We start from the raw sequence: 21,337 nt of genomic DNA, 5'->3' as shown, positions 1-21,337 counted from the left end.
CATCTGCGCCCCCCGTTGCTACGGTGCCCCAGCCCCGGCCGACCTGACGTCGCGTCAGCTCCAGGCCGCCTCGTACCGGAACCACGGGAGGCCCGCATGCGCGCCCTCGTCGCCGCCGCGATCGGACTCGCCGCCGCCCTCGCCCTCGTCCTCACGGTGACGGCCATCGGCGCCCCCGACGGCACCACCTCCCCCAAGCCGCTGCTCACCACCGTCCCCGAGCACCCCTGAGGGAGGGCCGCCCCGCCATGCGCCGCAAAGCCAGCCTGGTCCTGCTCGCCTTCGCCGTCTTCTTCGCCGCCCTCGCCCCGCTGGTGCGCTGGTACGCGTTCCCCCGGCTCGCCAAGATCCCGCCCAGTGAATACCAGACGGCCGTCCTGGAGGCCCGCCCCGCCACCCTGCTCGACTACGCCACCATGAAGCCCCGCACGGTCCCCGAGGTCAGCATCGTGCAGACCCTGCGCGGGAACGTGCCGGCCGCGAAGAAGGTCGGGAAGGAGACCGGGCGCGACGTCGTCGTCTGGGACGCTCTGTCGTACATCCAGGGCCCCGACGGCAAGATGGTCTCCCGCATCCCCGAGCGCTACGTCTTCGACGCCCACTCCCAGGACCCGGTCCACGCCGGCGGCGAACACGTCGACGGCGACGCGGTGCGCCGCGAGGGCATCGAGTACAAGTGGCCCTTCCTCACCGAGAAGCGCGACTACCGCTACTTCGACGCCCAGACCCGCACCTCCGCGCCCATCCACTACAAGGGCACCCGGAACTTCCGCGGCCTGACGGTGTACTACTTCGAGCAGACCATCCCCTGGACCAGGGTCCCGCTGCCCAAGACCATGCCGGTCGCCGGCATCACCCCCGAGACCGTCCGCAAGGCCGGAACCTCCCGCTGGTACACCACCAAGCGCATGTTCTGGGTCGAACCCACCACCGGAGCGCCCGTCAACGGGCAGGAGATCCACCGCGAGGAACTGCGCGGCGGGACCCTGCTGGGCGGCCGGGACCGGGTGACCGTCTTCTCCGGACACGTGAAGATGCGCGAGGACTACATCGCCCACACGGTCGACATGGTCACCTCCCAGCGGCAACTGGTCCTCGCCTTCACGACGTACGTGCCCTGGGGCTTCGGCGTGCTGGGCACCGGACTGCTCGCGCTCGCGCTGCTGCTGGAGGCGCGCGGCCGGTCCTCGTCGTCCGGGGCGCCGTCGCGGAGCGGGCGGCGACGGCTCGTCAACCTCCGTCCCCGCGTTCCCTCCTGATAGTGACGCCGGTAGTGATCTCGGTAGTTGGCTGGCTAGCATGCGCTCCATGCCGGGTATCACGATCGAATTCACCGAGCAGGAACTGGCCGAGCTGCGCGCGGAGGCGAAGGAGAAGGGCGTGGCCATCAAGCGCCTCGCGCACGACATACTGACCGAGGACGTCGTGCGGCGGCGTCAGAAGCAGCGCTTCGTCGAGGGCGCCGTGCGCTTCGCCATGGGCTACAAGGCCGAGTTCGAGCGGGAGTTCCCGGAAGGGCTGCGTTGATCCTGTACGTCGACGCCGGCTGGGTGCTCAACGTCCAGGTCGATGTCTCCCCGGTGAACACCCCCGTGCGTGACTGGGGCGCACTCCACTGCATGAGCGAACGGCACCGCTACGAACGGTTCGCGGGCGAGCCGTACTACGAGGAGGCCGCGGCCCGCGCCGCGACCTTCCTCCACACCTCGCTGATCCTGGAACCCTTCTCCGACTACAACGCGGTGATCGGCGCGGCCTGCGCCCAGATGTACCTGGAGGAGTCAGGCGAGGCGATCGCCCCGCCGCCCGGTGCGATGGTGGGGCTCATCCGCGACATACGGGACAATCGGCTCCGCCTCAGCGAGACCGCCCGGCGGCTGCGCGCCTGGGCCCTCTGAGCCGGGGCGGCGGCTCAGCGGCGGGCGTTGGTGCGCCGCGTCGGCTCGGCCCTCGTCGGGTCCTCCGGCCACGGGTGCTTGGGATAGCGGCCGCGCAGCTCGGCCCGCACCGACCGGTAGCCGTCCCGCCAGAACGACGCCAGATCGGCCGTGACCGCGGCCGGACGCCCCGCCGGTGACAGCAGGTGCACCAGCAGCGGCACCCGCCCGCCCGCGATCCGCGGCGACTCCTGCCAGCCGAACAGCTCCTGCAGCTTCACCGCCAGCACCGGCTGCCCGTCCCCGTACTCCACCCGCACCCGCGACCCGCTCGGCACCTCGACCCGCTCCGGCGCCAGCTCCTCGAAGCGCGCGGCGTCGCCCGTCGCCCACGGCAGCAGCCGGGCCAGCGCCTGACCGGCGTCCACCCGTTCCAGATCCGCCCGCCGCCGGGCCCGGCCCAGCTCCACGCCCAGCCACGCGTCCGGGTCCGCCAGCAGCGCCGCCTCCGACACGTCCGGCCAGGGCGCCCCCAGCTCCCGGTGCAGGAACGCCATCCGCTGCCGTACCGCCGTGGCCTGCCCGGACCAGCGCAGCAGCCCGGTCCCCTCCCGGCGCAGCCCCTCCAGCAGCGCCGCGTGCACGAGCGCCGGGTCGGGCGCGGCCAGCGGCCGGGCCACCAGCTCGATCGCCCCGAGCCGCGACACCCGGCGGGCGACGACGTCCCCGTCGGCCCAGTGCACCTCCTCGCCGTCCGACCCCAGCGCCGCGGCCGCCGTACGGGCCGTCTCCTCGTCGGTGACGGCGGCGAGCCGGACCCGCGCCGACGCGGCGGACACCGGCCGGTCGGCGACCGCCACGGCCAGCCACGGCGCACCGCCCAGCCGCGACCCGTCGCCCAGCTCGGCCCCGGTCCCCGCCGCCATGAGGTAGGCCCGCCCGCCGCGCAGCCGGGCCACCCGCTCGGGGAACGCCAGCGCGACGACCAGCCCGGTGACAGCGTCCTCGCCCCGCGCCGGGCCGCCGCGGTCCGGCCGGCCGGCGCCGGCAGGGGCGGCGTCGTCCCCGGACACCGCGCGCTCCAGGCGGCGGGCCTCCTGGCGCCAGCGGGTCGCGTACGGGTCGCCGGCGCGGCGGGCGGTGCGCCAGGCGGCGGCCAGGTCGTCGCCGTAGTCCCGTGGCGGTTCCTCGCTCAGCAGGGCCACCACCTCGGCCGCCCGGCGGGCGCCGACCTCGGGCGCGCCGTCGATGAGGGCGCGGGCGAGGCGGGGGTGGAGGCCGAGCCGGGACATGCGGCGGCCGCGCCCGGTCGCGCGGCCGCCCGCGTCGACGGCGCCGATCGCCGTCAGCACCTCCCGCGCGGCCGTCATGGCCCCGCGGGGCGGCGGGTCGAGCAGGGCGAGGCCGGACGCGTCCGGGTCGCCCCAGCACGCGGCCTGGAGGGCGAAGGCCGTCAGGTCGGCCTCGGCGATCTCCGGGGACGGGAAGCGCGGCAGCCGGGCGTCCTCGGCCTCCGGCCAGCAGCGGTAGACCGTCCCCGGCGCCTCGCGCCCGGCCCGGCCCGCGCGCTGCCGGGCCGCGGCCCGCGACGCCCGTACGGTCGTCAGCGCGCTCAGCCCCCGCGCGTGGTCCATGCGCGGCTCACGGGCGAGACCGCTGTCGACGACGACGCGCACGCCCGGCACGGTCAGGCTCGACTCGGCGACCGAGGTCGCCAGCACCACCCGCCGCCGACCGCCGTCCGCGCCCGCGAGCACGGCTTCCTGCACGGCGGCGGGGGCCCGGCCGTGGACCTGGAGGACGTCGGCGCCGACGCCGCCCAGCAGCCCCGCCACCCGGCCGATCTCGCCGACGCCGGGCAGGAAGCACAGGACGTCGCCGGACCGCTCCCGCAGCGCGCGCCGCACCACGTCCGCGACGTGGTCGAGCAGGGCCGGGTCGACGCGCATCCCGTGCGGCGGGCGTACGGGGCGTACGGGCGGCGTCCACATCACCTCGACGGGGTGCGACACGCCCGGGGCCGAGACGACCGGCGCGGGCTGCCCGCCGTCACCCCCTCGCCCAGCAGCCGCGCCCACCCCTGCGCGTCGGTCGTCGCCGACGCGGCGATCAGCCGCAGCTCCGGGCGCAGGGTGGCCTGGACGTCCAGCAGGAAGGCGGCCGCCGTGTCGGCGTCCAGGTGGCGCTCATGGCATTCGTCCAGCACGACGGCGTCGACCCCGGCCAGCTCCTGGTCCCGCTGCAGCCGCTGCACCAGCACGCCGGTGGTGACCACCTCGACCACCGTGCGCGGCCCGGCCTGCCGCTCCCCTCGTACGGTGAAGCCGACCCGTTCGCCGGTCCGTTCGCCGAGCAGCCACGCCATGCGCCGCGCGGCGGCCCGCGCCGCGATCCGGCGCGGCTCGGCCACCAGGACCCGCCGCCGCACCGGCGCGCCGCCGCCACCCTCCGGCGGTCCGGCGCCGTCCAGCAGCCCGGCCAGGACGAGCGGCACCAGCGTGGTCTTGCCGGTCCCGGGCGGTGCGCACAGCACCGCCGACCCCCGCCGGTCGAGCGCGCTCAGCAGCTCGGGCACGGCTTCGCGGACGGGGAGCCGTCCGAGGGCGTCCGTACGCATGCCCGCCCCCCGCTCAGTCCCGCTCGCAGACGAAGACGGCCGTGCCCGGGATGAGGCCCCCGCGCAGCGGGGACCAGCCGCCCCACTCCTGACGGTTCCAGGCGGGCCATTCCGGTTCCACGAGGTCGATCAGCCGGAAGCCTCCGGCCACGACGTCCCGTACCCGGTCACCGAGGGTCCGATGGTGCTCGACATAGACGGCTCGGCCCGCGTCGTCCTGTTCCACATAGGGGGTGCGGTCGAAGTACGAGCCGGAGATGCTCAGCCCTTCGGGCCCCGGCTCGTCGGGGAACGCCCACCGCACCGGATGCGTCACCGAGAACACCCACCGGCCGCCCGGCCGCAGCACCCGCCGCACCTCGCGCATCACCCGCACCGGCTCCGCCACGAAGGGCACCGCCCCGTACGCCGAGCAGGCGAGGTCGAACGAACCGTCGCGGAAGGGGAGCGCGGCCGCGTCGGCCTGGACCAGCGCGATCCCGGACGAGCCGGGGGCAGGGGCCCCGGCGTCGATCCGCTGGGCGTGCCGCAGCTGCCGGTGGGAGATGTCGAGCGCCACGGGGCGGGCCCCGCGCGCCGCGAGCCAGCGCGAGCACTGCGCCGCGCCCGCGCCCACCTCCAGCACATCCCGCCCCTTCAGCCGGTCCGCGGGGCCGAGCAGCCCGGCCTCCTCCTCGTCCAGCCCCTCCGGGCCCCATATGAAGCGGTCGTCGCCGAGGAAGGCGCCGTGCTCCTCCTGGTACTCGTCCGCGTTGCGGTCCCACCAGCCGCGGCTGGCCCGGCTGCTCTCGGTGTCGCCGGCGATCCGGCGGGTGGCGGTGGGTTCGATGGCGTCGAGGGCCTCGCCGGCGCTCTCGGAGGCCTCGAAGGCACCGCTGGGCTCGTGTTCTTGGACCATGGGGCGCGTCGTCGTACTCTCTGTATCGACCTGTGGCCGCGGGGCACGGCAAGGGACCGCGTCGCAGCAGTGACTTGCAAATTGCCGGGTTCGGGGCGTTAAGCCCCACGTGCGCTCTTCGTGCATTGACCATGCCCGGCCGCCCCCGTATGCTACAAGTTGCGCTGCGGGCCTGCGCGACTCAGACGGAGCAGGCCGCGCTCGCATCTGTTGTATGTCCCCTCGGTTGTCGAGGCGTTTTCGGTCTCTCAGTAGGATCCGGAAAGATCACGCCTCACAGGCTGTCCGGCTTCGGCGGTGCGATAAAGGGTCCTCGGCGTAGCAGTACCTACGACTCACTGTCCGTACCGGAGCCCTTTCCCACATGACGAGCAGCACCGAGGCAACCCGCACCACCCCGCAGGTGGCGGTAAACGACATCGGTTCCGAGGAAGCCTTCCTCGCCGCGATCGACGAGACGATCAAGTACTTCAACGACGGCGACATCGTCGACGGCGTCATCGTGAAGGTCGACCGGGACGAGGTCCTGCTCGACATTGGTTACAAGACCGAAGGCGTCATCCCTTCCCGCGAGCTTTCGATCAAGCACGACGTCGACCCGAACGAGGTCGTGGCCGTCGGCGATGAGATCGAGGCCCTGGTTCTCCAGAAGGAGGACAAGGAAGGCCGCCTGATCCTCTCGAAGAAGCGCGCCCAGTACGAGCGTGCCTGGGGCACCATCGAGAAGATCAAGGAAGAGGACGGGATCGTCACCGGTACCGTCATCGAGGTCGTCAAGGGTGGTCTCATCCTCGACATCGGCCTCCGCGGCTTCCTCCCCGCCTCCCTGGTCGAGATGCGCCGCGTCCGCGACCTCCAGCCCTACGTGGGCAAGGAGCTCGAGGCGAAGATCATCGAGCTGGACAAGAACCGCAACAACGTGGTCCTGTCCCGCCGCGCCTGGCTGGAGCAGACCCAGAGCGAGGTCCGTCAGACCTTCCTCACCACCCTCCAGAAGGGTCAGGTGCGCTCCGGCGTCGTCTCCTCCATCGTCAACTTCGGTGCCTTCGTGGACCTGGGTGGCGTCGACGGTCTGGTCCACGTCTCCGAGCTGTCCTGGAAGCACATCGACCACCCGTCCGAGGTCGTCGAGGTCGGCCAGGAGGTCACGGTCGAGGTCCTCGACGTCGACATGGACCGCGAGCGCGTCTCCCTGTCGCTCAAGGCGACCCAGGAAGACCCGTGGCAGCAGTTCGCCCGGACCCACCAGATCGGTCAGGTCGTCCCGGGTAAGGTCACGAAGCTCGTGCCGTTCGGTGCGTTCGTCCGCGTGGACGAGGGCATCGAGGGTCTGGTCCACATCTCCGAGCTGGCCGAGCGCCACGTGGAGATCCCGGAGCAGGTCGTCCAGGTCAACGACGAGATCTTCGTCAAGGTCATCGACATCGACCTCGAGCGCCGCCGCATCAGCCTCTCGCTGAAGCAGGCCAACGAGGCCTTCGGTGCCGACCCGTCCGCGGTCGAGTTCGACCCGACCCTGTACGGCATGGCCGCGTCCTACGACGACCAGGGCAACTACATCTACCCCGAGGGCTTCGACCCCGAGGCCAACGACTGGCTCGAGGGCTACGAGAAGCAGCGCGAGGAGTGGGAGCGTCAGTACGCCGACGCGCAGACCCGCTTCGAGCAGCACCAGGCGCAGGTCATCAAGTCCCGCGAGGCCGACGAGCAGGCCGCTGCCGAGGGTGCGGGCAGCGCTGCCCCGGCGCCCGGCGGGCAGGCTTCCGGCGGCGGCGGTTCGTACTCCTCGGAGTCGGCCGACAACTCCGGCGCCCTGGCGTCGGACGAGGCGCTGGCCGCGCTCCGCGAGAAGCTGGCCGGTGGCCAGAGCTGAACCGCTGTGCCGCTGACCTGATCGCCGGCGGCATCGGCTAGATCGAGTGTGAGGCCCGTTCCCCTCCGGGGGAGCGGGCCTCACGCATGTCCTCGCATGTTCCGGGGCGCGGACGGCCATGATGCGCACAGGAGTTGTGGCCGGGGTCCGGGAATGCGCCCGCCCCCGTGTGGTGTTTTCGCGTACGGAACACAAGGAGGAGCGGTCACAGTGCTTGATCCGCAGGATTTGTACGCGTGGGAACCGAGCGGACTCGCGGAAGTCGACGCGATAGCCTCCCGGGATTCGGCCGGGCTGGTGCTGCTCTACCACTTCGACGGTTACATCGACGCGGGGGAGACCGGCGACCAGATCGTGGAGCGGCTGCTCGACGGGCTGCCGCGGCAGGTCGTCGCGCGCTTCGATCACGACCGGCTCGTCGACTACCGGGCCCGGCGCCCCCTGCTCACCTTCCAGCGCGACCACTGGACGGATTACGAGACCCCGGCGATCGAACTCCACCTGGTGCGGGACGCGACCGCGGCACCCTTCCTGCTGCTGTGCGGGCCCGAACCGGACGTGGAGTGGGAGCGCTTCGCGGCGGCGGTGCGGCAGATCGTCGAGCGGCTCGGCGTGCGGCTCGCCGTGAACTTCCACGGCATCCCGATGGGCGTTCCGCACACCCGCCCGGTGGGCCTCACCCCGCACGGCAACCGCACCGATCTGATGCCCGGCCACCGCGGCTACTTCGACGAGGCCCAGGTGCCCGGCAGCGCCGAGTCGCTGATCGAGTACCGGCTCGGCGAGGCGGGCCACGACGTCCTCGGGGTCGCCGCCCACGTCCCCCACTATCTCGCCCGATCCGCCTACCCCGACGCGGCGCTCACCGCGCTGGAGGCGGTCACCGCGGCCACCGGCCTGGTGCTGCCGGGCGCCGCCCACGCGCTGCGCAACGAGGCGCTGAAGACGCAGGAGGAGATCGAGCGGCAGGTCTCCGAGGGGGACGACGAACTGGTCGCGCTCGTCCGGGGCCTTGAGCACCAGTACGACGCGGTGGCCGGGGCCGAGAGCCGCGGCAACCTGGTCGCGGAGTCGGCCGAGCTGCCGTCGGCGGACGAGCTGGGCGCCGAGCTCGAGCGCTTCCTGGCCGAGCGGGAGGGCGAGAGCGGCGCCTGAGCGGCGGTCCGTATAGCGTGGGCCCCATGCTGAAGCTGGGGCTCACGGGCGGAATCGGCGCGGGCAAGAGCGAAGTCTCGCGGATCTTGGTCTCTTACGGCGCGGTGCTGATCGATTCCGATCGGATCGCCCGTGAGGTGGTCGAGCCGGGAACCCCCGGCCTCGCCGCCGTCGTCGCCGAGTTCGGCCCCGATGTGCTGACGGACGACGGCCGGCTCGACCGGCCGAAGCTCGGCGGCATCGTCTTCAACGACCCCGAGCGGCTGCGCGCCCTGAACGCCATCGTCCACCCCCTGGTCCGCGACCGCACCGCCGAGCTGCAGGCGGACGCCGGACCGGAGGCGGTGGTCGTCCACGATGTCCCGCTGCTCGCCGAGAACGGTCTGGGCTCCCTGTACGACCTGGTACTGGTCGTCGACGCCACGCCCGAGACCCAGCTCGACCGGCTGGTCCGGCTGCGCGGCATGACCGAGGACGAGGCGCGGGCCCGGATGGCGGCCCAGGCGACCCGCGAGGAGCGGCTGGCCGTCGCCGACGTCGTGATCGACAATGACGGCCCGCTGGAGCGGCTGGAGCCGCAGGTCCGGAAGGTCTGGGCGGAGCTGGTGGAGCGGGCGGCCGCCACGGAATGAAGGGGCGGGCCGTGCTTGCCGGGCGGGCCGAGGGGGAATGTGGCGCACCGGGTGGTTGTTGTGCCGCCCGTACCACCGATCACCACCGAGGGATCACCGCACACGGGACCTATGATCACGTAAGCCCGGGGAAGGAAGTGGCCGTGTCCGAGCCCACGCCCGAGACCCATGTCATCGACTACCGCGCCGCGGAGCAGCTGCTCGCCGCCCGAGATCCGCGAGGCGCCGTCAAGCTGCTCGACTCGGTCATCACCGCCCACCCCGAGAACACCGCGGCCCGGCTGCTGCGAGCCCGCGCGTTCTTCGGATCGGCCCAGCTCCGCGCCGCGGAACTCGAATTCCACATCGTCCTGGAGCGCGAGCCGGACAACGCGTTCGCCCACTTCGCCCTCGCCCGCACGCTGGAGCGCGCCGACCGCCGGGACGAGGCCACCCGCCACTTCCGCCTCGCCGCGGCGCTCGATCCGCGCCCGGACTTCGTGGAGGCGGCGCGGTTCGGCGAGCAGGCCTGAGCCCGCCCGGGGGTGGTGGCATGGCGCCGCTGGGCTAGCGCCGCCGCCCCCGGACCGGTGCGTACGGGGGCACGTCCCGCCCCGGCTGGTAGTGCGGCCCCTGCCGGATGTGCCGGACGACCAGGACCAGATCGATCACCGTGATGGCGGCGAGCGCCGCGCAGGCGGCCGCCCAGCCCGGCCTGCCCGCCAGCACGAAGGCCACCGTGCCGCCGACGGTCCACAGCAGCCCCCAGGACGCCAGCCACAGCCGCGCCCGCAGCGGAGTGCGCGCATGGGCGGGCTCATCGCCCGTCCGGATGAATCGCATCGACATCGCACCGTCTCCCTCTTCGACGCTACCGCGACAGCGCTGTCGGTGCGGTCTGCGATCATGTGCTGAGCACAGGAGGTGTACACCCACCGCGCACGACGAGGAGCCGCACGTGATCCACCAGTCCTGGGTCGAATCGGCCGCCCGGCGGTCCCGTATCCGCGGCTGTCTGCTGGGCGGCGCGATCGGCGACGCCCTCGGCAACCCGATCGAGTTCAGCTCCCTGCAGGGGATCCGGGCGGCCTACGGCGAGGCGGGCGTCACCGGCCTCGTCCCGGACGAGAGCGGCACCGCGGGCCGGATCACCGACGACACCCAGATGACCCTGTTCACGGCCGAGGGGCTGATCCGGGCCCACGCCCGCGCGTCCGTCGAGGGCATCGGGGGCGCCGAGATCGCCGTCGTCCGCCAGGCGTATCTGCGCTGGCTCGACACCCAGAACTACCCCGAGCCGCCGCCCCCGAGGACCGCGGACGACGTCCGCCGCACCGGCTGGCTGCGCACCCACCCGTGGCTGTACGCCCGCCGCGCGCCCGGCAACGCGTGCCTCTCCGGCCTCCACGAGGGCCATGTCCCCGCCGCGGACCACCCCCTCCACGGCGCCCCGGGCCCGGTGAACTCCGGCTCCAAGGGCTGCGGCACCGTGATGCGGTCGGCCCCGTTCGGCCTCACCGGCCTGCCCGCCCGCGAGTGCTTCGAACTCGCCGCCCGCTGCGCCCAGATCACCCACGGCCACCCCACCGGCTACCTCGCGGCGGGCGCCCTGGCCGCGATGGTCGCGCACCTCCTCGAGGGCGACTCCCTGGAGGGCGCGGCTCTGCGCACCCTGGAGCTCCTGCGGGCCTACCCGCGCCACGAGGAGACCACCACCGCCCTGCGCCGCGCGCTCGACCTGGCCGCCGCCGGCGACCCGACCGCGGAGAAGGCCGAGTCCCTCGGCGGCGGATGGATCGCCGAGGAGGCGCTGGCCATCGGGGTCTACGCCGCCCTGGCCCACACCTCGCCCAGGGCGTCACTGCTGCTGTCCGTCAACCACTCGGGCGACAGCGACTCGACGGGCTCGATCTGCGGCAACCTGCTCGGCGTCCACCACGGCGACCTGCGCCTGCCACCCTCCTGGCTGGCGCGGGTGGAGGGCCGCGGCACGATAGCCGAGCTGGCCGACGACCTCGCCTTCGCCTACCACCCCTCCGCCGAGCCGCACGACGACACGGTCTTCCCCCGCGACCGCTACCCGCTCAACTGACCGCGCCGCCCGCCGCCGACGCGGCGCCGGAGTTTGTGGAGGGCGGGGAAGCGCTCGCGGTTCTCGCGGGTGCTGCGGTCGAGTTCTTCCATGAGGCGGCGGGAGCGCTGCTCCATGTCCAGTTCGGCGAGGATGCGGTCGACCTCGGCGAGCAGGGCGCCGTGGAGCTGCCATTGGCCGGGGTGGCGCTGGACGCGGCGGAGGAGGAGGTGGGCGGCCTTGTCGCGGCTGGTGTGGGCCCGGGACAGCTCGGTGGCCAGGCGGGATTCGGCCTCCTCGGCGTTGGCGCTGATCGGGCTGGTGACCAGGATGGCGAAGCTTTCGACGGCGGCGGCGGTGGAGCGGAAGAGGTCTTCCAGCGCTTCGGCCACGTCCGCGGGGAAGAGGGGTTCGTCCGTCCGCTTCTTGGCGAGGTCGGTGAGGGTGCGGGTCAGGACGCGCAGGACGACCGTGCAGATCTCCAGGGTGTCCAGCCCGGTGCGCAGCACCACCCGGTGCAGCAGGCCCTCCTTGACCCGGGGGTTGAGGCGGACGCTGTCCTCGGCCTGCCGGAGGGCGGCGTCGACCTGGGAGATGTCGTGGTCGAGGCGGCGGGCCTCGTGGAGGCGGGCGGCGGCGCGTTCGACCGGGGTGTGGCTGCCCAGCTCCTCGCCCATGTGCAGCAGGAGCTGACGCATCCGGCGGGCGAGGTCCACGATGGACTCGCCGGCGGTGCGGACCCAGACGGGCGGCGCGAACAGGAAGTTGAAACCCAGTCCGACGACGGCCCCGATCAGGGTCTCCAGCACCCGGTCCCAGGCGGTGGTGGTCACCTGGCTCACGCCGAGGACGAGCATGGCGCTGATCGCCACCTCGGGGACGAACTCGCTCACCCGTGCGAAATGACCGGCCGTCAGTGCAGCGAGAATGATCAGACCCAGGCTCCACCAGGTCAGCCCGACCAGGATGGAGAAGCCGATGGCGAGCAGGACGCCCACCACCACGGCGTTCACCCGGCGGATTCCGGTGGTGAGGGTCGCGAAGAGGGTCACCTGCACCACGAGCAGCGCGGTGAGCGGGGCGGTCAGCGGGGCCGATTCGTTGCTCAGCTGGAGGGCGACGACGTAGGCGATGGTCGCGGCCGCCGCGGAACGCAGGGTCTGGACGACGACGGGGGCGTTGCGGCGCTTGACGAGGTCCGCCACCGGGTCGAGGGCATCAGGCACATGCTTGTCCCTTCCCGTTGCGCCCGGAACGGGCACCGCGACGCCGCCCGGCCACCTCGGACGGGTTAACGTGTGCGGCGTGATCAGGCCATTCAAGGGAACCGAAGACGACGAGGCGCTGCCCGGGAGCACCGGCCCCGCCGCCACCGTCGAAGCCGAGCCGCGCCAGGTCGGGAGGGTACGGACCGAGTACGCACCGGATCCGGACGGGGACCCCGACCCGGGGGAGATCGTCTGGACGTGGGTTCCGTACGAGGAGAACGACGGCCGCGGCAAGGACCGGCCGGTGGTGGTCGTCGCGCGGGAGCGCGGCGGCACGCTGCTGGCCGTACAGCTGTCGAGCAAGCGGCATGACGACGACCGCGAGTGGGTGGGGATCGGCGCCGGGCCGTGGGACCGGGCCGGGCGCGACTCCTGGGTCAACCTGGACCGCGTGCTGCGGGTGCATCCGGACGGCATGCGGCGCGAGGCGTGTGCGCTGGACCGGCCGCGCTTCGACCTGGTCGTGATGCGGCTGCGGCAGCGGTACGGCTGGCACTGAGACTCCTGCCGGCGAGGCCCGGGTCAGGTGTCGGCCAGCGCCAGCAGCTTGGTGACCGTGTTCCAGTTGCGGGCGGTGGCCGTCACCCCGAGCCGGGCGTTGGTGAGCTTCGCGGCCAGCTTGGAGCGGCCGATTCCGTCCGGGCAGAAGAGGTAGATCTCCCGCCCGATGAGCCGGAATTCGTCCGGCGCGTACGCGGCCGGGTCCAGCGCGTCCAGCGCCGAGGTGTCGGTGGGCACGTCCGACAGGAAGATCACATGCAGGGTCTTGGGCTCGGCCGCGGCCGCGGGGTACGGGTTGACGTCGACGACGGCGGCCAGCTCGTCGCGGGTCCGCACCATCACGGGTACGGAGAAGCCCAGGTCGGCGGCGAAGGCGTCCTCGAGCGTGCGGGCCGTCTGGTCGGGCGGGGTGCCGGGGTCGGCGAAGACGATGTTGCCGCTCTGCAGGTGGACGGTGACGCCCTCGAACCCCAGCTCGGCCATCAGCGTGCGCTGCCGCGCCATCGGGAACTTGTTGTTGCCGCCCACGTTGATGCCGCGCAGCAGCGCTATCCGGGATGTCATGGGCGGAACTCCTGACGCCTGTGGCCGGTGCGGTGGGCCTGTGGGGAGCGTACCCGCACCGCGCCGGGAGCGGCACGGCATCATGGGGGCGTGCGGCTCGAAGCGATCACCTGGGAACGGCTGACCGACGCGACCGCCGACCGCATCGCCGGGATGACGGCGGCGGACGGCGGCCCCTGGCTCAGGGTGGCGGTCGACGGCGCGCCCGCGGCGCGTCCCGGGGAGCTGGCCCGGGACCTGGCGGAGGCGCTGCGGATGCGCGGGCGCCCGGTGCTCGTGGTCGCGGCGGCGGGATTCTTGCGGCCCGCGTCGCTGCGCTACGAGTACGGGAAGCGGGACGCCGACGCGTACTACGACCGCTGGCTGGACACCGGGGCCCTGTGGCGCGAGGTGTTCACCCCGCTGGAGCCGGGACCGGGCGGCACCGGGCGGGTGCTGCCCGACCTGTGGGACCCGGCGACCGACCGGGCCACCCGCAGCCCCTACGCCGAGCTGCCGCCGGGAGGGGTGCTGCTGCTGCACGGCGCGCTGCTGCTGGGGCACTGGTTCCCGTTCGACCTGTCGGTGCATCTGTGGCTGACGCCGGGCGCCCTCGGCCGCCGCACCGAGGAGGACGAGCGCTGGACGCTGCCCGCCTTCGCGCGGTACGAGGAGGAGGTGCGGCCCGTGGAGAGCGCGGACGTGGTGGTGCGGGCGGACGACCCGCGGCATCCGGCCTGGCACCGCCCGGGACCGTAGGCCGTCCGTCCGCCCGTGCCTGCGCGCTACTTCTTCTGCGGGCACTCCTTCCACGCGAAGTGGTAGGTGGTGCTCACGTCGCCGTCCGTCGAGTCCATGGTCATGAAGCTCGTCGTGTCCTTGGTGTTGGACGATCCGGCGTTGACCCGCAGCTCGGTGTTGATGTTGAAGTTCCGCAGCTCGCCGCAGGGGGACCAGACCACGGTGGCGATGTCCGCCTTGTCGGTGACCTGCCAGTTGTCGTCGTAGGAGCCGGCGAAGTCATGCGCGGCCGACGTCGTCTGCGACTGCCCCTGGAAGTAGTACGAGGCCTTCTCGGTGGCGGACGCGCCCTTCTCCAGGTGGGCGTAGCCCCGGTAGTCGACGCTGGCGATGGCGTAGGAGAAGCCCTGGGGCACGTGCGTGACCAGGTTCAGCTGACAGTTCTTCCTGAAGTCGGTCGGCTTGGCCCCCTTGCCCACCTGGGCCAGGTAGTCGCTGTACGTCACCGTGAACGCGGTGTTGTCGGGAGAGACCGCCACCGCCGCCGTTCCCGCCGGACAGCCCGATCCGTTGACGGTCGCGACGGTGATCACGATCTTGTCGGGTGGCACGGTCTCGAACGGGGGTTGCGCGTATGCCTGGGAGGTGAGCGTCGAGGCGAATAACGCCGCTGCCACACCGCCCGCGTACAGAACACCGGGCATGATTCTCCATTCGATGGTGGATTTCCCCGCGCTGCTGGTGGGGACCGCCCCGCCGGAAGGACTACGGGCATTCCTTCCAGGCCAGGTGGTAAATGGTGTTGGCTCCGCCGTCCGTCGAGTCCATGGCCATGAAGCTGGTGGTGCCGCTCGCGGACGTTCCCGCGTTCACCCGGAGTTCGGTGTTGATGTTGAAGTTGCGGTCCTGGCCGCACGGCGCCCATACCAGCGCGCTGTATTCCGTGGCGTCGGTGGTCTGCCAGTTGTCGTTGTACGGACCGCCGAACTCATGGGTGCGCGATGCCGTGTCCGACGACCCCTGGAAGTAGTAACTCGCCTTCTCGGTGCCCTTCGCGCCCTTTTGCAGCGAGCCGTAGCCGCGGTAGTCGACCTGGGCGATGGCGTAGGTAAACCCCTGCGGTACGTGAACACCCAGGTTGAGCTGGCAGTTCTTACGGATGTCGGTGGGGTCCGAGCTGGGTCCGACCTGCGCGAGATAGTCGCTGTAGGTCACGGTGAAGGCCGTGTTGTCACCGGCGACGGCCACCGCGGCGGTCCCTTTCGGGCAGCCCGAGCCGTTCACGGTCTTGACGCTTAGCTGGATCTTTTCCGGCGGTACATCGGGGGCCGAGGAAACACCTTGAGCGGAAAAGACCGAGGCGAATAACGCCGCGGCCGCGCCGCCGGCGAGCAGAACACCGGACATGGCTCTCCAATTCGATCATCGGGGGACGTGGTTGAGCCGTGGAGGAACGCGTTCGTCTTCCGGGCGTGAGCGGGGAAAGGTGCGAGCGGAGAAGAGCGGAGGAAGAGCGGAAGAACGAAAGAGCTTTACCGCGTGCCGGAATGTGCTTGCGTTACATTCTCGCCGGGGTGGGGCCCGCGAGCGCTCCCAAGGTAAGGGGGGAAGGTGGCCATGACAAGATGGCGACGCATTCCATCGGCAAAATATCTTCCAAACCGGTGACCGGAGAACCCGTCCGGTCAGAAAAGCGGTTGCGGAAGTACCCCTTCCAGGGCCAGCAGGGTCCGCTTGGTCTCCAGTCCGCCGCCGAAGCCGCCTATGCCGCCGCCGCTCTCCACGACGCGATGGCAGGGAACCACCACCGGCAGCGGATTGCTGCTCATGGCCACCCCGACCGCGCGGGCGGCGTCCGGCTCGCCGACCCGGCGGGCCAGGTCCTGGTAGCCGACGACCGTGCCGTACGGAACGTGGGCGGCCAGCTCACGCAGCACCCGGCGGTTGAATCCCGCGGACAGGGACCAGTCCAGCGGCAGGGTGAACGCGCGGATCCTCCCGGCGAAATAGCTTTCCACCTGGCCAATCGCCTCGGTGAGACCCGCACCGGGCTCCGGCGCGGGCCCGGTGCCGAGGCGGCGGGTGAGCCGGTCGACGGCCCCGGCCGCCGTCGTGTGATCGGCGTGGAAGACCACGTGGACCAGCCCCTGGCCGGTGGCCGCGAGCAGCAGGGGACCGATGGGCGTGTCGGACACCGCCCAGGACCACTCGTGGGTCTCCTGCCGCTCCGGCTGCCGCTGCTCGTTCGTCACGCCTTCAGCGTAGGCGGGGGGTCCGACAGCGCCCCGCCGTCACGTCGGCGTCGGCGGGCGTCAGCGGGCGTCGTCCAGCGCCTCCCGCACCACGTCGGGCTTGTTGGTGATGATCCCGTTCACCCCCATGTCCGCGACCTTGACCGCCGTCGGGCCGTCGTTCACCGTCCAGGTGTAGACCTCCAGCGGACGCCCGTGCGCACCGCGCACCGCCTGGATCTCCTTCACGTACGAGGCGCCGATCGTCGTGTGGCTCGGGTTGATCTGGTCGGCGAACTCCGCGTACCGCGGCAGATCGGCGACGGCCGGGGTACCCAGGAAACCGGTCTTGACGTCCCGCCGCAGCCGGTGGACGGTCTGCACGGAGTCGGCGCTGAAGCTCTGCACGATCAGCCGCTTGAGGTGCTTGCGGTCGAGCCAGCCCTCCCGGCGCAGCTCGCGCAGCGCCTGCCGCTCGATGCCCGGGTACAGTTCCGGCGCCTTGATCTCCATGAGCAGCTTCTGGTGGTTGTCCGAAACCCGGTCCAGGTACTCCTCCAGGGTCGGCACCGGCTCGCCCGCGAACTTCGGCCCGAACCAGCTGCCGGCGTCCAGTTTCTCGATCTCGTCCAGGGTGAAGTCGGAAATGTTCCAGGGGGCGCGGTCCGGGAAGACCTCCTCGACGTCGGTGGTCCGGTTCAGTGTCGTGTCGTGCATGACGATCAGCTCGCCGTCCCGGGTGCGCTGCACATCGTTCTCCACCCAGTCGATGCCCAGGTCGTCGGCGGCGTCGACGGCGGCCAGGGTGTTCTCGGGGGCGTAGCCGGAGGCTCCCCGGTGCGCCACCGTGACGGTGTGGTGGTGCGACATGCCGGGGGCGGCCTGCGCCGCCGTGGGGAGCAAGAGCGCGGAGACGCCCAGGAGAGCGCCGGATAACGCGGCGGCGGGGCGGATCTGCATACGGACTCCTCGCGTCGACTGACTCGCGGACGGCCGAAGCGTGCCAGACCCGCCGTACGGAGGACAGTCACAGAAAGGCCGTACATTGATCCATGCCGTACCCCTCCCGGATCGGGGCCGCGGAACGGGCCGCGGACCGGGCGCGGGACCGGCGGGGGAGGGGGCCGGGACCCGGTCGTCCGGTCGTTGTCGGTGGCGAGTCGTACGGTGGGTCTCATGCGGCCCGTGACTCAGATCGAACGCAAGGTGGCGCCCTTCGAGGTCGTCAGCCCGTACCAGCCCAGCGGCGACCAGCCGACGGCCATCGCCGACCTGGACCGGCGCATCCGCGGCGGTGAGAAGGACGTCGTGCTCCTCGGCGCGACCGGCACCGGCAAGTCCGCGACCACCGCGTGGATGATCGAGAAGCTTCAGCGGCCCACGCTCGTCATGGCGCCGAACAAGACGCTGGCGGCCCAGCTCGCCAACGAGTTCCGCGAGCTGCTGCCGAACAACGCCGTCGAGTACTTCGTCTCGTACTACGACTACTACCAGCCCGAGGCGTACGTACCGCAGTCGGACACCTACATCGAGAAGGACTCCTCGATCAACGAGGAGGTCGAGCGGCTGCGCCACTCCGCGACGAATTCGCTGCTCACCCGGCGCGATGTGGTCGTGGTGGCATCCGTCTCCTGCATCTACGGCCTGGGCACCCCGCAGGAGTACGTGGACCGCATGGTGCCGCTCAAGGTCGGCGAGGAGATCGACCGCGACCAGCTGCTGCGCCGCTTCGTGGACATCCAGTACACCCGCAACGACATGGCGTTCACCCGGGGCACCTTCCGGGTCCGCGGCGACACCATCGAGATCTTCCCGGTCTACGAGGAGCTGGCGGTCCGGATCGAGATGTTCGGCGACGAGATCGAGGCGCTGTCGACGCTCCATCCGCTCACCGGCGAGGTGATCAGCGACGACCAGGAGCTGTACGTGTTCCCGGCCAGCCATTACGTGGCCGGGCCCGAGCGCATGGAGAAGGCCATCGCCGGGATCGAGTCCGAGCTGGAGCAGACCCTGGCCCGGCTGGAGAAGCAGGGCAAGCTGCTGGAGGCCCAGCGGCTGCGGATGCGCACCACGTACGACATCGAGATGATGCGGCAGATCGGCACCTGCTCGGGCATCGAGAACTACTCGCTGCACATCGACGGCCGTGAGACCGGCTCCCCGCCGCACACCCTCCTCGACTACTTCCCGGAGGACTTCCTCCTGGTCATCGACGAGTCGCACGTCACCGTGCCGCAGATCGGCGCGATGTACGAGGGCGACGCGTCCCGCAAGCGCACGCTGATCGAGCACGGCTTCCGGCTGCCCTCAGCGCTCGACAACCGCCCGCTGAAGTGGGAGGAGTTCCTGGAGCGGGTCGGTCAGACCGTCTACCTCTCCGCGACCCCCGGGCCGTACGAGCTGTCCCGCGGCGACGGCTTCGTGGAGCAGATCATCCGGCCGACCGGCCTGGTCGACCCCGAGGTCGTGGTCAAGCCCACCGACGGCCAGATCGACGATCTGATCCATGAGATCCGCACCCGCACCGAGAAGGACGAGCGGGTCCTCGTCACCACCCTCACCAAGAAGATGGCCGAGGACCTGACCGACTACATGCTCGAACTGGGCATCCAGGTGCGCTATCTGCACAGCGACGTGGACACCCTGCGCCGGGTGGAGCTGCTGCGCGAGCTGCGCGCCGGCGAGTACGACGTCCTGGTCGGCATCAACCTGCTGCGGGAGGGCCTGGACCTGCCGGAGGTCTCCCTGGTCGCCATCCTCGACGCGGACAAGGAGGGCTTCCTGCGCTCCGGCACCTCCCTGATCCAGACCATCGGCCGCGCCGCCCGTAACGTCTCGGGCCAGGTGCACATGTACGCCGACAAGGTCACCCCGGCGATGGAGAAGGCCATCGACGAGACGAACCGCCGCCGGGAGAAGCAGATCGCGTTCAACGAGAAGAACGGGATCGACCCGCAGCCCCTCCGTAAGAAGATCGGCGACATCGTGGCGACCCTCGCGCGCGAGGAGATCGACACCAAGGAGCTGCTGGACACCGGCTACCGCAAGTCGGCGGACCAGGGCAAGGGGCAGGCGAAGGCGCCGGTGCCGGCCCTGGCCTCCCACAAGCCGGGCGGCAAGGCCGCGAAGGGAGCCGGGGACGGCGCGCTGACCGACCGTCCGGCCGCCGAACTGGCCGAGCTGATCGAGGAGATGACCGCCCGGATGAAGGCCGCGGCGGCGGAGCTCCAGTTCGAGGTCGCGGCCCGGTTGCGGGACGAGGTCGGGGAGCTGAAGAAGGAGCTGCGGCAGATGAGGGAGGCCGGGCTGTCCTGACCCCCGGGGCAGCGGGGGCCGCTGGGGTTCCGCCGTGGTCCCGCTGTGTTGCAAGACCGACACAAAAGCCCGCTCGCCTGGCCGGAGTCCCCGCGGCCGTGCATAGGGTTCCGGGAGGGCCGTGCACACGGCGCGGCCGCGGCCGCGCCGCGTCGGTGGCCACGGGGAAACCGAGAGACGAGAGTAGGGACAGCGCGTGACGGTCAACATGTCCAAGGGACAGGCCATCAGCCTGCAGAAGGCCGACGGGGGCACCCTGACCGCGGTGCGGATGGGACTGGGCTGGCAGGCGGCGCCCCGCCGTGGACTGTTCGGCTCCCGCACCCGTGAGATCGACCTCGACGCGTCGGCGGTGCTCTTCGCCGACAAGCAGCCGACCGACGTCGTCTTCTTCCGTCATCTGGTGAGCGACGACGGCTCGGTGCGCCACACCGGCGACAACCTGGTCGGCGGCGCCGGCCAGGGCGGCGACGACGAGTCGATCCTCGTCGACCTGCAGCGGGTGCCGGTGCACATCGACCAGATCGTCTTCACCGTGAACTCCTTCACCGGCCAGACCTTCGCCGAGGTGCAGAACGCGTTCTGCCGGCTCGTCGACGAGACCAACGGCCAGGAGCTGGCCCGCTACACCCTCACCGGCGGCGGGCAGTACACCGCGCAGATCATGGCCATCGTGCAGCGCGCGGGCGGCGCCTGGCAGATGAAGGCCGTGGGCGAGCCCGCCAACGGCCGCACCTTCCAGGACCTGATGCCGCACATCGTGCCGCACCTGTAAGCGCAGCGGTTCTCCCGTCGGCCCGGTGGTGCGCATGCCCACCGGGCCGACGCGCTCACGTGGCACGGTCCGCACACCGCCACGCGCACGACGGAACACACAACGGAACACAACGAGGGGGACGCACGATGACGGCCGAGCTGGTCCGTGGGCAGAACCACCCGCTGCCCCAGACCCGTTTGGAGATCCGGATCTCGGCGGGCAATCCGATCGTGGCCGGGGCGACACTCGGGGATGAGCGGGGCACGGTGCGGGGCGCCGAGTGGGTCGCCCACCCCGCCTCGCCGCAGCTGCCCGGCGTCGAAGTGTCCAAGCAGGCGGCGGCCGACCACCGGCTCGCCGTCGACCTCGACGCGCTGCCCGAGGGCGTCCACCGGGTGCACGTGCTGCTCGCCCTGGTGAGCGGGTCCGGCGGCCCGGACCGGTTCGGCGCCATGGCCGCGCCGTCCGTCGCCGTCACCGGCCTCGACGGCACCGGGGTGGCCGGTTACACCATCACCGACCTGGACGCGGAGTCCGCGGTGATCGCCTTGGAGCTGTACCGCAGGCAGGGCGCCTGGAAGGTGCGCGCGGTGGGCCAGGGGTACGCGGGCGGGCTGGCCGAGATGCTGCGGGACCAGGGGCTGCCCCAGGCCGCCGGGCTGGCCGCCGAGATCAACGACGCGGTGGCGCGCGGCATGGCCCGCTCGGTGGCCCAGCCCCCGCCGCGTGCCGCCGGGGACGACGGCCGGGTGCGGACGGCCACGGCGGGCGCCGGGCCCGCACCGGACGCCCCGCCCCCGGCCCGGCCACAGACCCAGCCCCAGACCCCGCCACAGGCCCAGGCGGGGCGCCAGGCCGCCGCGCAGCCGCCGTCCCCGG

22 protein-coding genes and 1 pseudogene are annotated in these 21,337 nt (G+C 72.0%); 14 read left to right on the top strand and 9 right to left on the bottom strand.

Translation table 11 applies throughout. From position 1 onward, the window contains the following. Positions 1 to 96: 96 nt before the first annotated feature. From ABZ562_RS29720 to ABZ562_RS29705, 4 genes are read left to right on the top strand one after another with little or no spacing between them, the layout of a single operon-like run. Positions 97 to 231, top strand: a complete 135-nt coding sequence (locus ABZ562_RS29720) for an SPW_0924 family protein (protein ID WP_107097146.1) — start codon at positions 97 to 99, stop codon at positions 229 to 231. Between the two features lie 17 nt (positions 232 to 248). Then, entirely contained in the window at positions 249 to 1,259 is a 1,011-nt protein-coding gene (locus tag ABZ562_RS29715) for a DUF3068 domain-containing protein (protein WP_361485402.1), read from the top strand. A 49-nt stretch (positions 1,260 to 1,308) separates the two neighbouring features. Further along, a complete protein-coding gene (locus ABZ562_RS29710; protein WP_234357101.1) occupies positions 1,309 to 1,527 on the top strand; it encodes a hypothetical protein in 219 nt (72 codons plus the stop codon). After that, positions 1,524 to 1,898 (top strand): hypothetical protein, encoded by a 375-nt coding sequence (locus tag ABZ562_RS29705; RefSeq protein ID WP_361485399.1) that lies wholly within the window; start codon positions 1,524 to 1,526, stop codon positions 1,896 to 1,898. The genes ABZ562_RS29710 and ABZ562_RS29705 overlap by 4 nt, the downstream gene beginning before the upstream one ends. Before the next feature lie 14 nt (positions 1,899 to 1,912). Here ABZ562_RS29705 and hrpB read toward each other — a convergent pair. Both hrpB and ABZ562_RS29695 read right to left on the bottom strand, forming a co-directional pair. Next, positions 1,913 to 4,494, bottom strand: a pseudogene (gene hrpB, locus ABZ562_RS29700) (ATP-dependent helicase HrpB). A 13-nt stretch (positions 4,495 to 4,507) separates the two neighbouring features. Next, the gene (locus tag ABZ562_RS29695; protein ID WP_361485397.1) at positions 4,508 to 5,392 is read right to left on the bottom strand and encodes a class I SAM-dependent methyltransferase; all 885 of its coding nucleotides are present in this window, start codon (positions 5,390 to 5,392) and stop codon (positions 4,508 to 4,510) included. Positions 5,393 to 5,756: 364 nt separating this feature from the next. Here ABZ562_RS29695 and rpsA point away from each other — a divergent pair, with 364 nt between their 5' ends. From rpsA to ABZ562_RS29675, 4 genes are all read left to right on the top strand, one after another. Further along, positions 5,757 to 7,265: a 30S ribosomal protein S1 gene (rpsA, locus tag ABZ562_RS29690; RefSeq protein ID WP_361485396.1), complete on the top strand. Its 1,509-nt coding sequence runs from the start codon at positions 5,757 to 5,759 to the stop codon at positions 7,263 to 7,265. A gap of 210 nt (positions 7,266 to 7,475) precedes the next feature. Beyond that, a complete protein-coding gene (locus ABZ562_RS29685; RefSeq protein WP_361485394.1) occupies positions 7,476 to 8,420 on the top strand; it encodes a PAC2 family protein in 945 nt (314 codons plus the stop codon). Positions 8,421 to 8,446: 26 nt separating this feature from the next. Further along, positions 8,447 to 9,052 (top strand): dephospho-CoA kinase, encoded by a 606-nt coding sequence (coaE, locus tag ABZ562_RS29680; protein ID WP_361485392.1) that lies wholly within the window; start codon positions 8,447 to 8,449, stop codon positions 9,050 to 9,052. A gap of 143 nt (positions 9,053 to 9,195) precedes the next feature. Then, on the top strand, positions 9,196 to 9,564 hold the full coding sequence (locus ABZ562_RS29675; protein ID WP_361485390.1) for a tetratricopeptide repeat protein: 369 nt from the start codon (positions 9,196 to 9,198) through the stop codon (positions 9,562 to 9,564). Between the two features lie 34 nt (positions 9,565 to 9,598). Here ABZ562_RS29675 and ABZ562_RS29670 read toward each other — a convergent pair whose 3' ends face one another. Beyond that, a complete protein-coding gene (locus ABZ562_RS29670) occupies positions 9,599 to 9,874 on the bottom strand; it encodes a DUF6343 family protein (protein WP_361485531.1) in 276 nt (91 codons plus the stop codon). Between the two features lie 115 nt (positions 9,875 to 9,989). Here ABZ562_RS29670 and ABZ562_RS29665 point away from each other — a divergent pair, with 115 nt between their 5' ends. Beyond that, positions 9,990 to 11,123 (top strand): ADP-ribosylglycohydrolase family protein, encoded by a 1,134-nt coding sequence (locus ABZ562_RS29665; protein ID WP_361485388.1) that lies wholly within the window; start codon positions 9,990 to 9,992, stop codon positions 11,121 to 11,123. On the opposite strand, the gene ABZ562_RS29660 is transcribed toward ABZ562_RS29665, so the two are convergent. Next, on the bottom strand, positions 11,108 to 12,328 hold the full coding sequence (locus ABZ562_RS29660) for an aromatic acid exporter family protein (RefSeq protein WP_361485386.1): 1,221 nt from the start codon (positions 12,326 to 12,328) through the stop codon (positions 11,108 to 11,110). The two genes, ABZ562_RS29665 and ABZ562_RS29660, sit on opposite strands and share 16 nt — an antisense overlap. A 79-nt stretch (positions 12,329 to 12,407) precedes the next feature. On the opposite strand from ABZ562_RS29660, the gene ABZ562_RS29655 reads away from it, so the two are divergent. Then, positions 12,408 to 12,869 (top strand): type II toxin-antitoxin system PemK/MazF family toxin, encoded by a 462-nt coding sequence (locus tag ABZ562_RS29655; protein WP_361485384.1) that lies wholly within the window; start codon positions 12,408 to 12,410, stop codon positions 12,867 to 12,869. A gap of 23 nt (positions 12,870 to 12,892) precedes the next feature. Here ABZ562_RS29655 and ABZ562_RS29650 read toward each other — a convergent pair whose 3' ends face one another. Continuing rightward, a complete protein-coding gene (locus tag ABZ562_RS29650) occupies positions 12,893 to 13,435 on the bottom strand; it encodes a DUF1697 domain-containing protein (protein WP_361485382.1) in 543 nt (180 codons plus the stop codon). A gap of 90 nt (positions 13,436 to 13,525) precedes the next feature. On the opposite strand from ABZ562_RS29650, the gene ABZ562_RS29645 reads away from it, so the two are divergent. Then, positions 13,526 to 14,173: a uridine kinase gene (locus tag ABZ562_RS29645; protein WP_361485380.1), complete on the top strand. Its 648-nt coding sequence runs from the start codon at positions 13,526 to 13,528 to the stop codon at positions 14,171 to 14,173. Positions 14,174 to 14,199: 26 nt separating this feature from the next. Here ABZ562_RS29645 and ABZ562_RS29640 read toward each other — a convergent pair whose 3' ends face one another. From ABZ562_RS29640 to ABZ562_RS29625, 4 genes are all read right to left on the bottom strand, one after another. After that, positions 14,200 to 14,859: a DUF4360 domain-containing protein gene (locus tag ABZ562_RS29640; RefSeq protein ID WP_361485377.1), complete on the bottom strand. Its 660-nt coding sequence runs from the start codon at positions 14,857 to 14,859 to the stop codon at positions 14,200 to 14,202. Positions 14,860 to 14,920: 61 nt separating this feature from the next. Next, positions 14,921 to 15,562, bottom strand: coding sequence for a DUF4360 domain-containing protein (locus ABZ562_RS29635; RefSeq protein WP_361485375.1), 642 nt, complete (start codon positions 15,560 to 15,562; stop codon positions 14,921 to 14,923). A gap of 278 nt (positions 15,563 to 15,840) precedes the next feature. Next, complete coding sequence (locus ABZ562_RS29630) at positions 15,841 to 16,407, bottom strand: methylated-DNA--[protein]-cysteine S-methyltransferase (RefSeq protein ID WP_361485373.1); 567 nt, start codon at positions 16,405 to 16,407, stop codon at positions 15,841 to 15,843. Positions 16,408 to 16,467: 60 nt separating this feature from the next. After that, positions 16,468 to 17,346, bottom strand: coding sequence for a glycerophosphodiester phosphodiesterase family protein (locus ABZ562_RS29625; RefSeq protein ID WP_361485371.1), 879 nt, complete (start codon positions 17,344 to 17,346; stop codon positions 16,468 to 16,470). Positions 17,347 to 17,562: 216 nt separating this feature from the next. On the opposite strand from ABZ562_RS29625, the gene uvrB reads away from it, so the two are divergent. The 3 genes from uvrB to ABZ562_RS29610 form a co-directional block, all read left to right on the top strand. Further along, entirely contained in the window at positions 17,563 to 19,701 is a 2,139-nt protein-coding gene (gene uvrB / locus ABZ562_RS29620; protein ID WP_361485369.1) for an excinuclease ABC subunit UvrB, read from the top strand. A 196-nt stretch (positions 19,702 to 19,897) separates the two neighbouring features. Continuing rightward, a complete protein-coding gene (locus ABZ562_RS29615; protein WP_361485367.1) occupies positions 19,898 to 20,476 on the top strand; it encodes a TerD family protein in 579 nt (192 codons plus the stop codon). A gap of 128 nt (positions 20,477 to 20,604) precedes the next feature. Then, positions 20,605 to 21,337: TerD family protein (locus ABZ562_RS29610; RefSeq protein WP_361485365.1), on the top strand; the 733-nt coding region annotated here is incomplete at its 3' end.

This window comes from Streptomyces sp. NPDC019937 (assembly GCF_040631655.1).
Taxonomy (GTDB): Bacteria; Actinomycetota; Actinomycetes; order Streptomycetales; family Streptomycetaceae; genus Streptomyces.
The sequence above is the reverse complement of the archived record's forward strand: the minus strand, read 5'-3'. Positions and strand labels throughout refer to the sequence as shown.

What these genes read in the sequence shown, in the direction of transcription:
- coaE (WP_361485392.1), top strand. Translation starts at nt 8,447, where the DNA reads ATGCTGAAGCTGGGGCTCACGGGCGGAATCGGCGCGGGCAAGAGCGAA.
- uvrB (WP_361485369.1), top strand. Translation starts at nt 17,563, where the DNA reads ATGCGGCCCGTGACTCAGATCGAACGCAAGGTGGCGCCCTTCGAGGTC.
- ABZ562_RS29695 (WP_361485397.1), bottom strand. Translation starts at nt 5,392, where the DNA reads ATGGTCCAAGAACACGAGCCCAGCGGTGCCTTCGAGGCCTCCGAGAGC.
- ABZ562_RS29715 (WP_361485402.1), top strand. Translation starts at nt 249, where the DNA reads ATGCGCCGCAAAGCCAGCCTGGTCCTGCTCGCCTTCGCCGTCTTCTTC.
- ABZ562_RS29625 (WP_361485371.1), bottom strand. Translation starts at nt 17,346, where the DNA reads ATGCAGATCCGCCCCGCCGCCGCGTTATCCGGCGCTCTCCTGGGCGTC.
- ABZ562_RS29720 (WP_107097146.1), top strand. Translation starts at nt 97, where the DNA reads ATGCGCGCCCTCGTCGCCGCCGCGATCGGACTCGCCGCCGCCCTCGCC.
- ABZ562_RS29650 (WP_361485382.1), bottom strand. Translation starts at nt 13,435, where the DNA reads ATGACATCCCGGATAGCGCTGCTGCGCGGCATCAACGTGGGCGGCAAC.
- ABZ562_RS29670 (WP_361485531.1), bottom strand. Translation starts at nt 9,874, where the DNA reads ATGCGATTCATCCGGACGGGCGATGAGCCCGCCCATGCGCGCACTCCG.
- ABZ562_RS29640 (WP_361485377.1), bottom strand. Translation starts at nt 14,859, where the DNA reads ATGCCCGGTGTTCTGTACGCGGGCGGTGTGGCAGCGGCGTTATTCGCC.
- ABZ562_RS29635 (WP_361485375.1), bottom strand. Translation starts at nt 15,562, where the DNA reads ATGTCCGGTGTTCTGCTCGCCGGCGGCGCGGCCGCGGCGTTATTCGCC.
- rpsA (WP_361485396.1), top strand. Translation starts at nt 5,757, where the DNA reads ATGACGAGCAGCACCGAGGCAACCCGCACCACCCCGCAGGTGGCGGTA.
- ABZ562_RS29710 (WP_234357101.1), top strand. Translation starts at nt 1,309, where the DNA reads ATGCCGGGTATCACGATCGAATTCACCGAGCAGGAACTGGCCGAGCTG.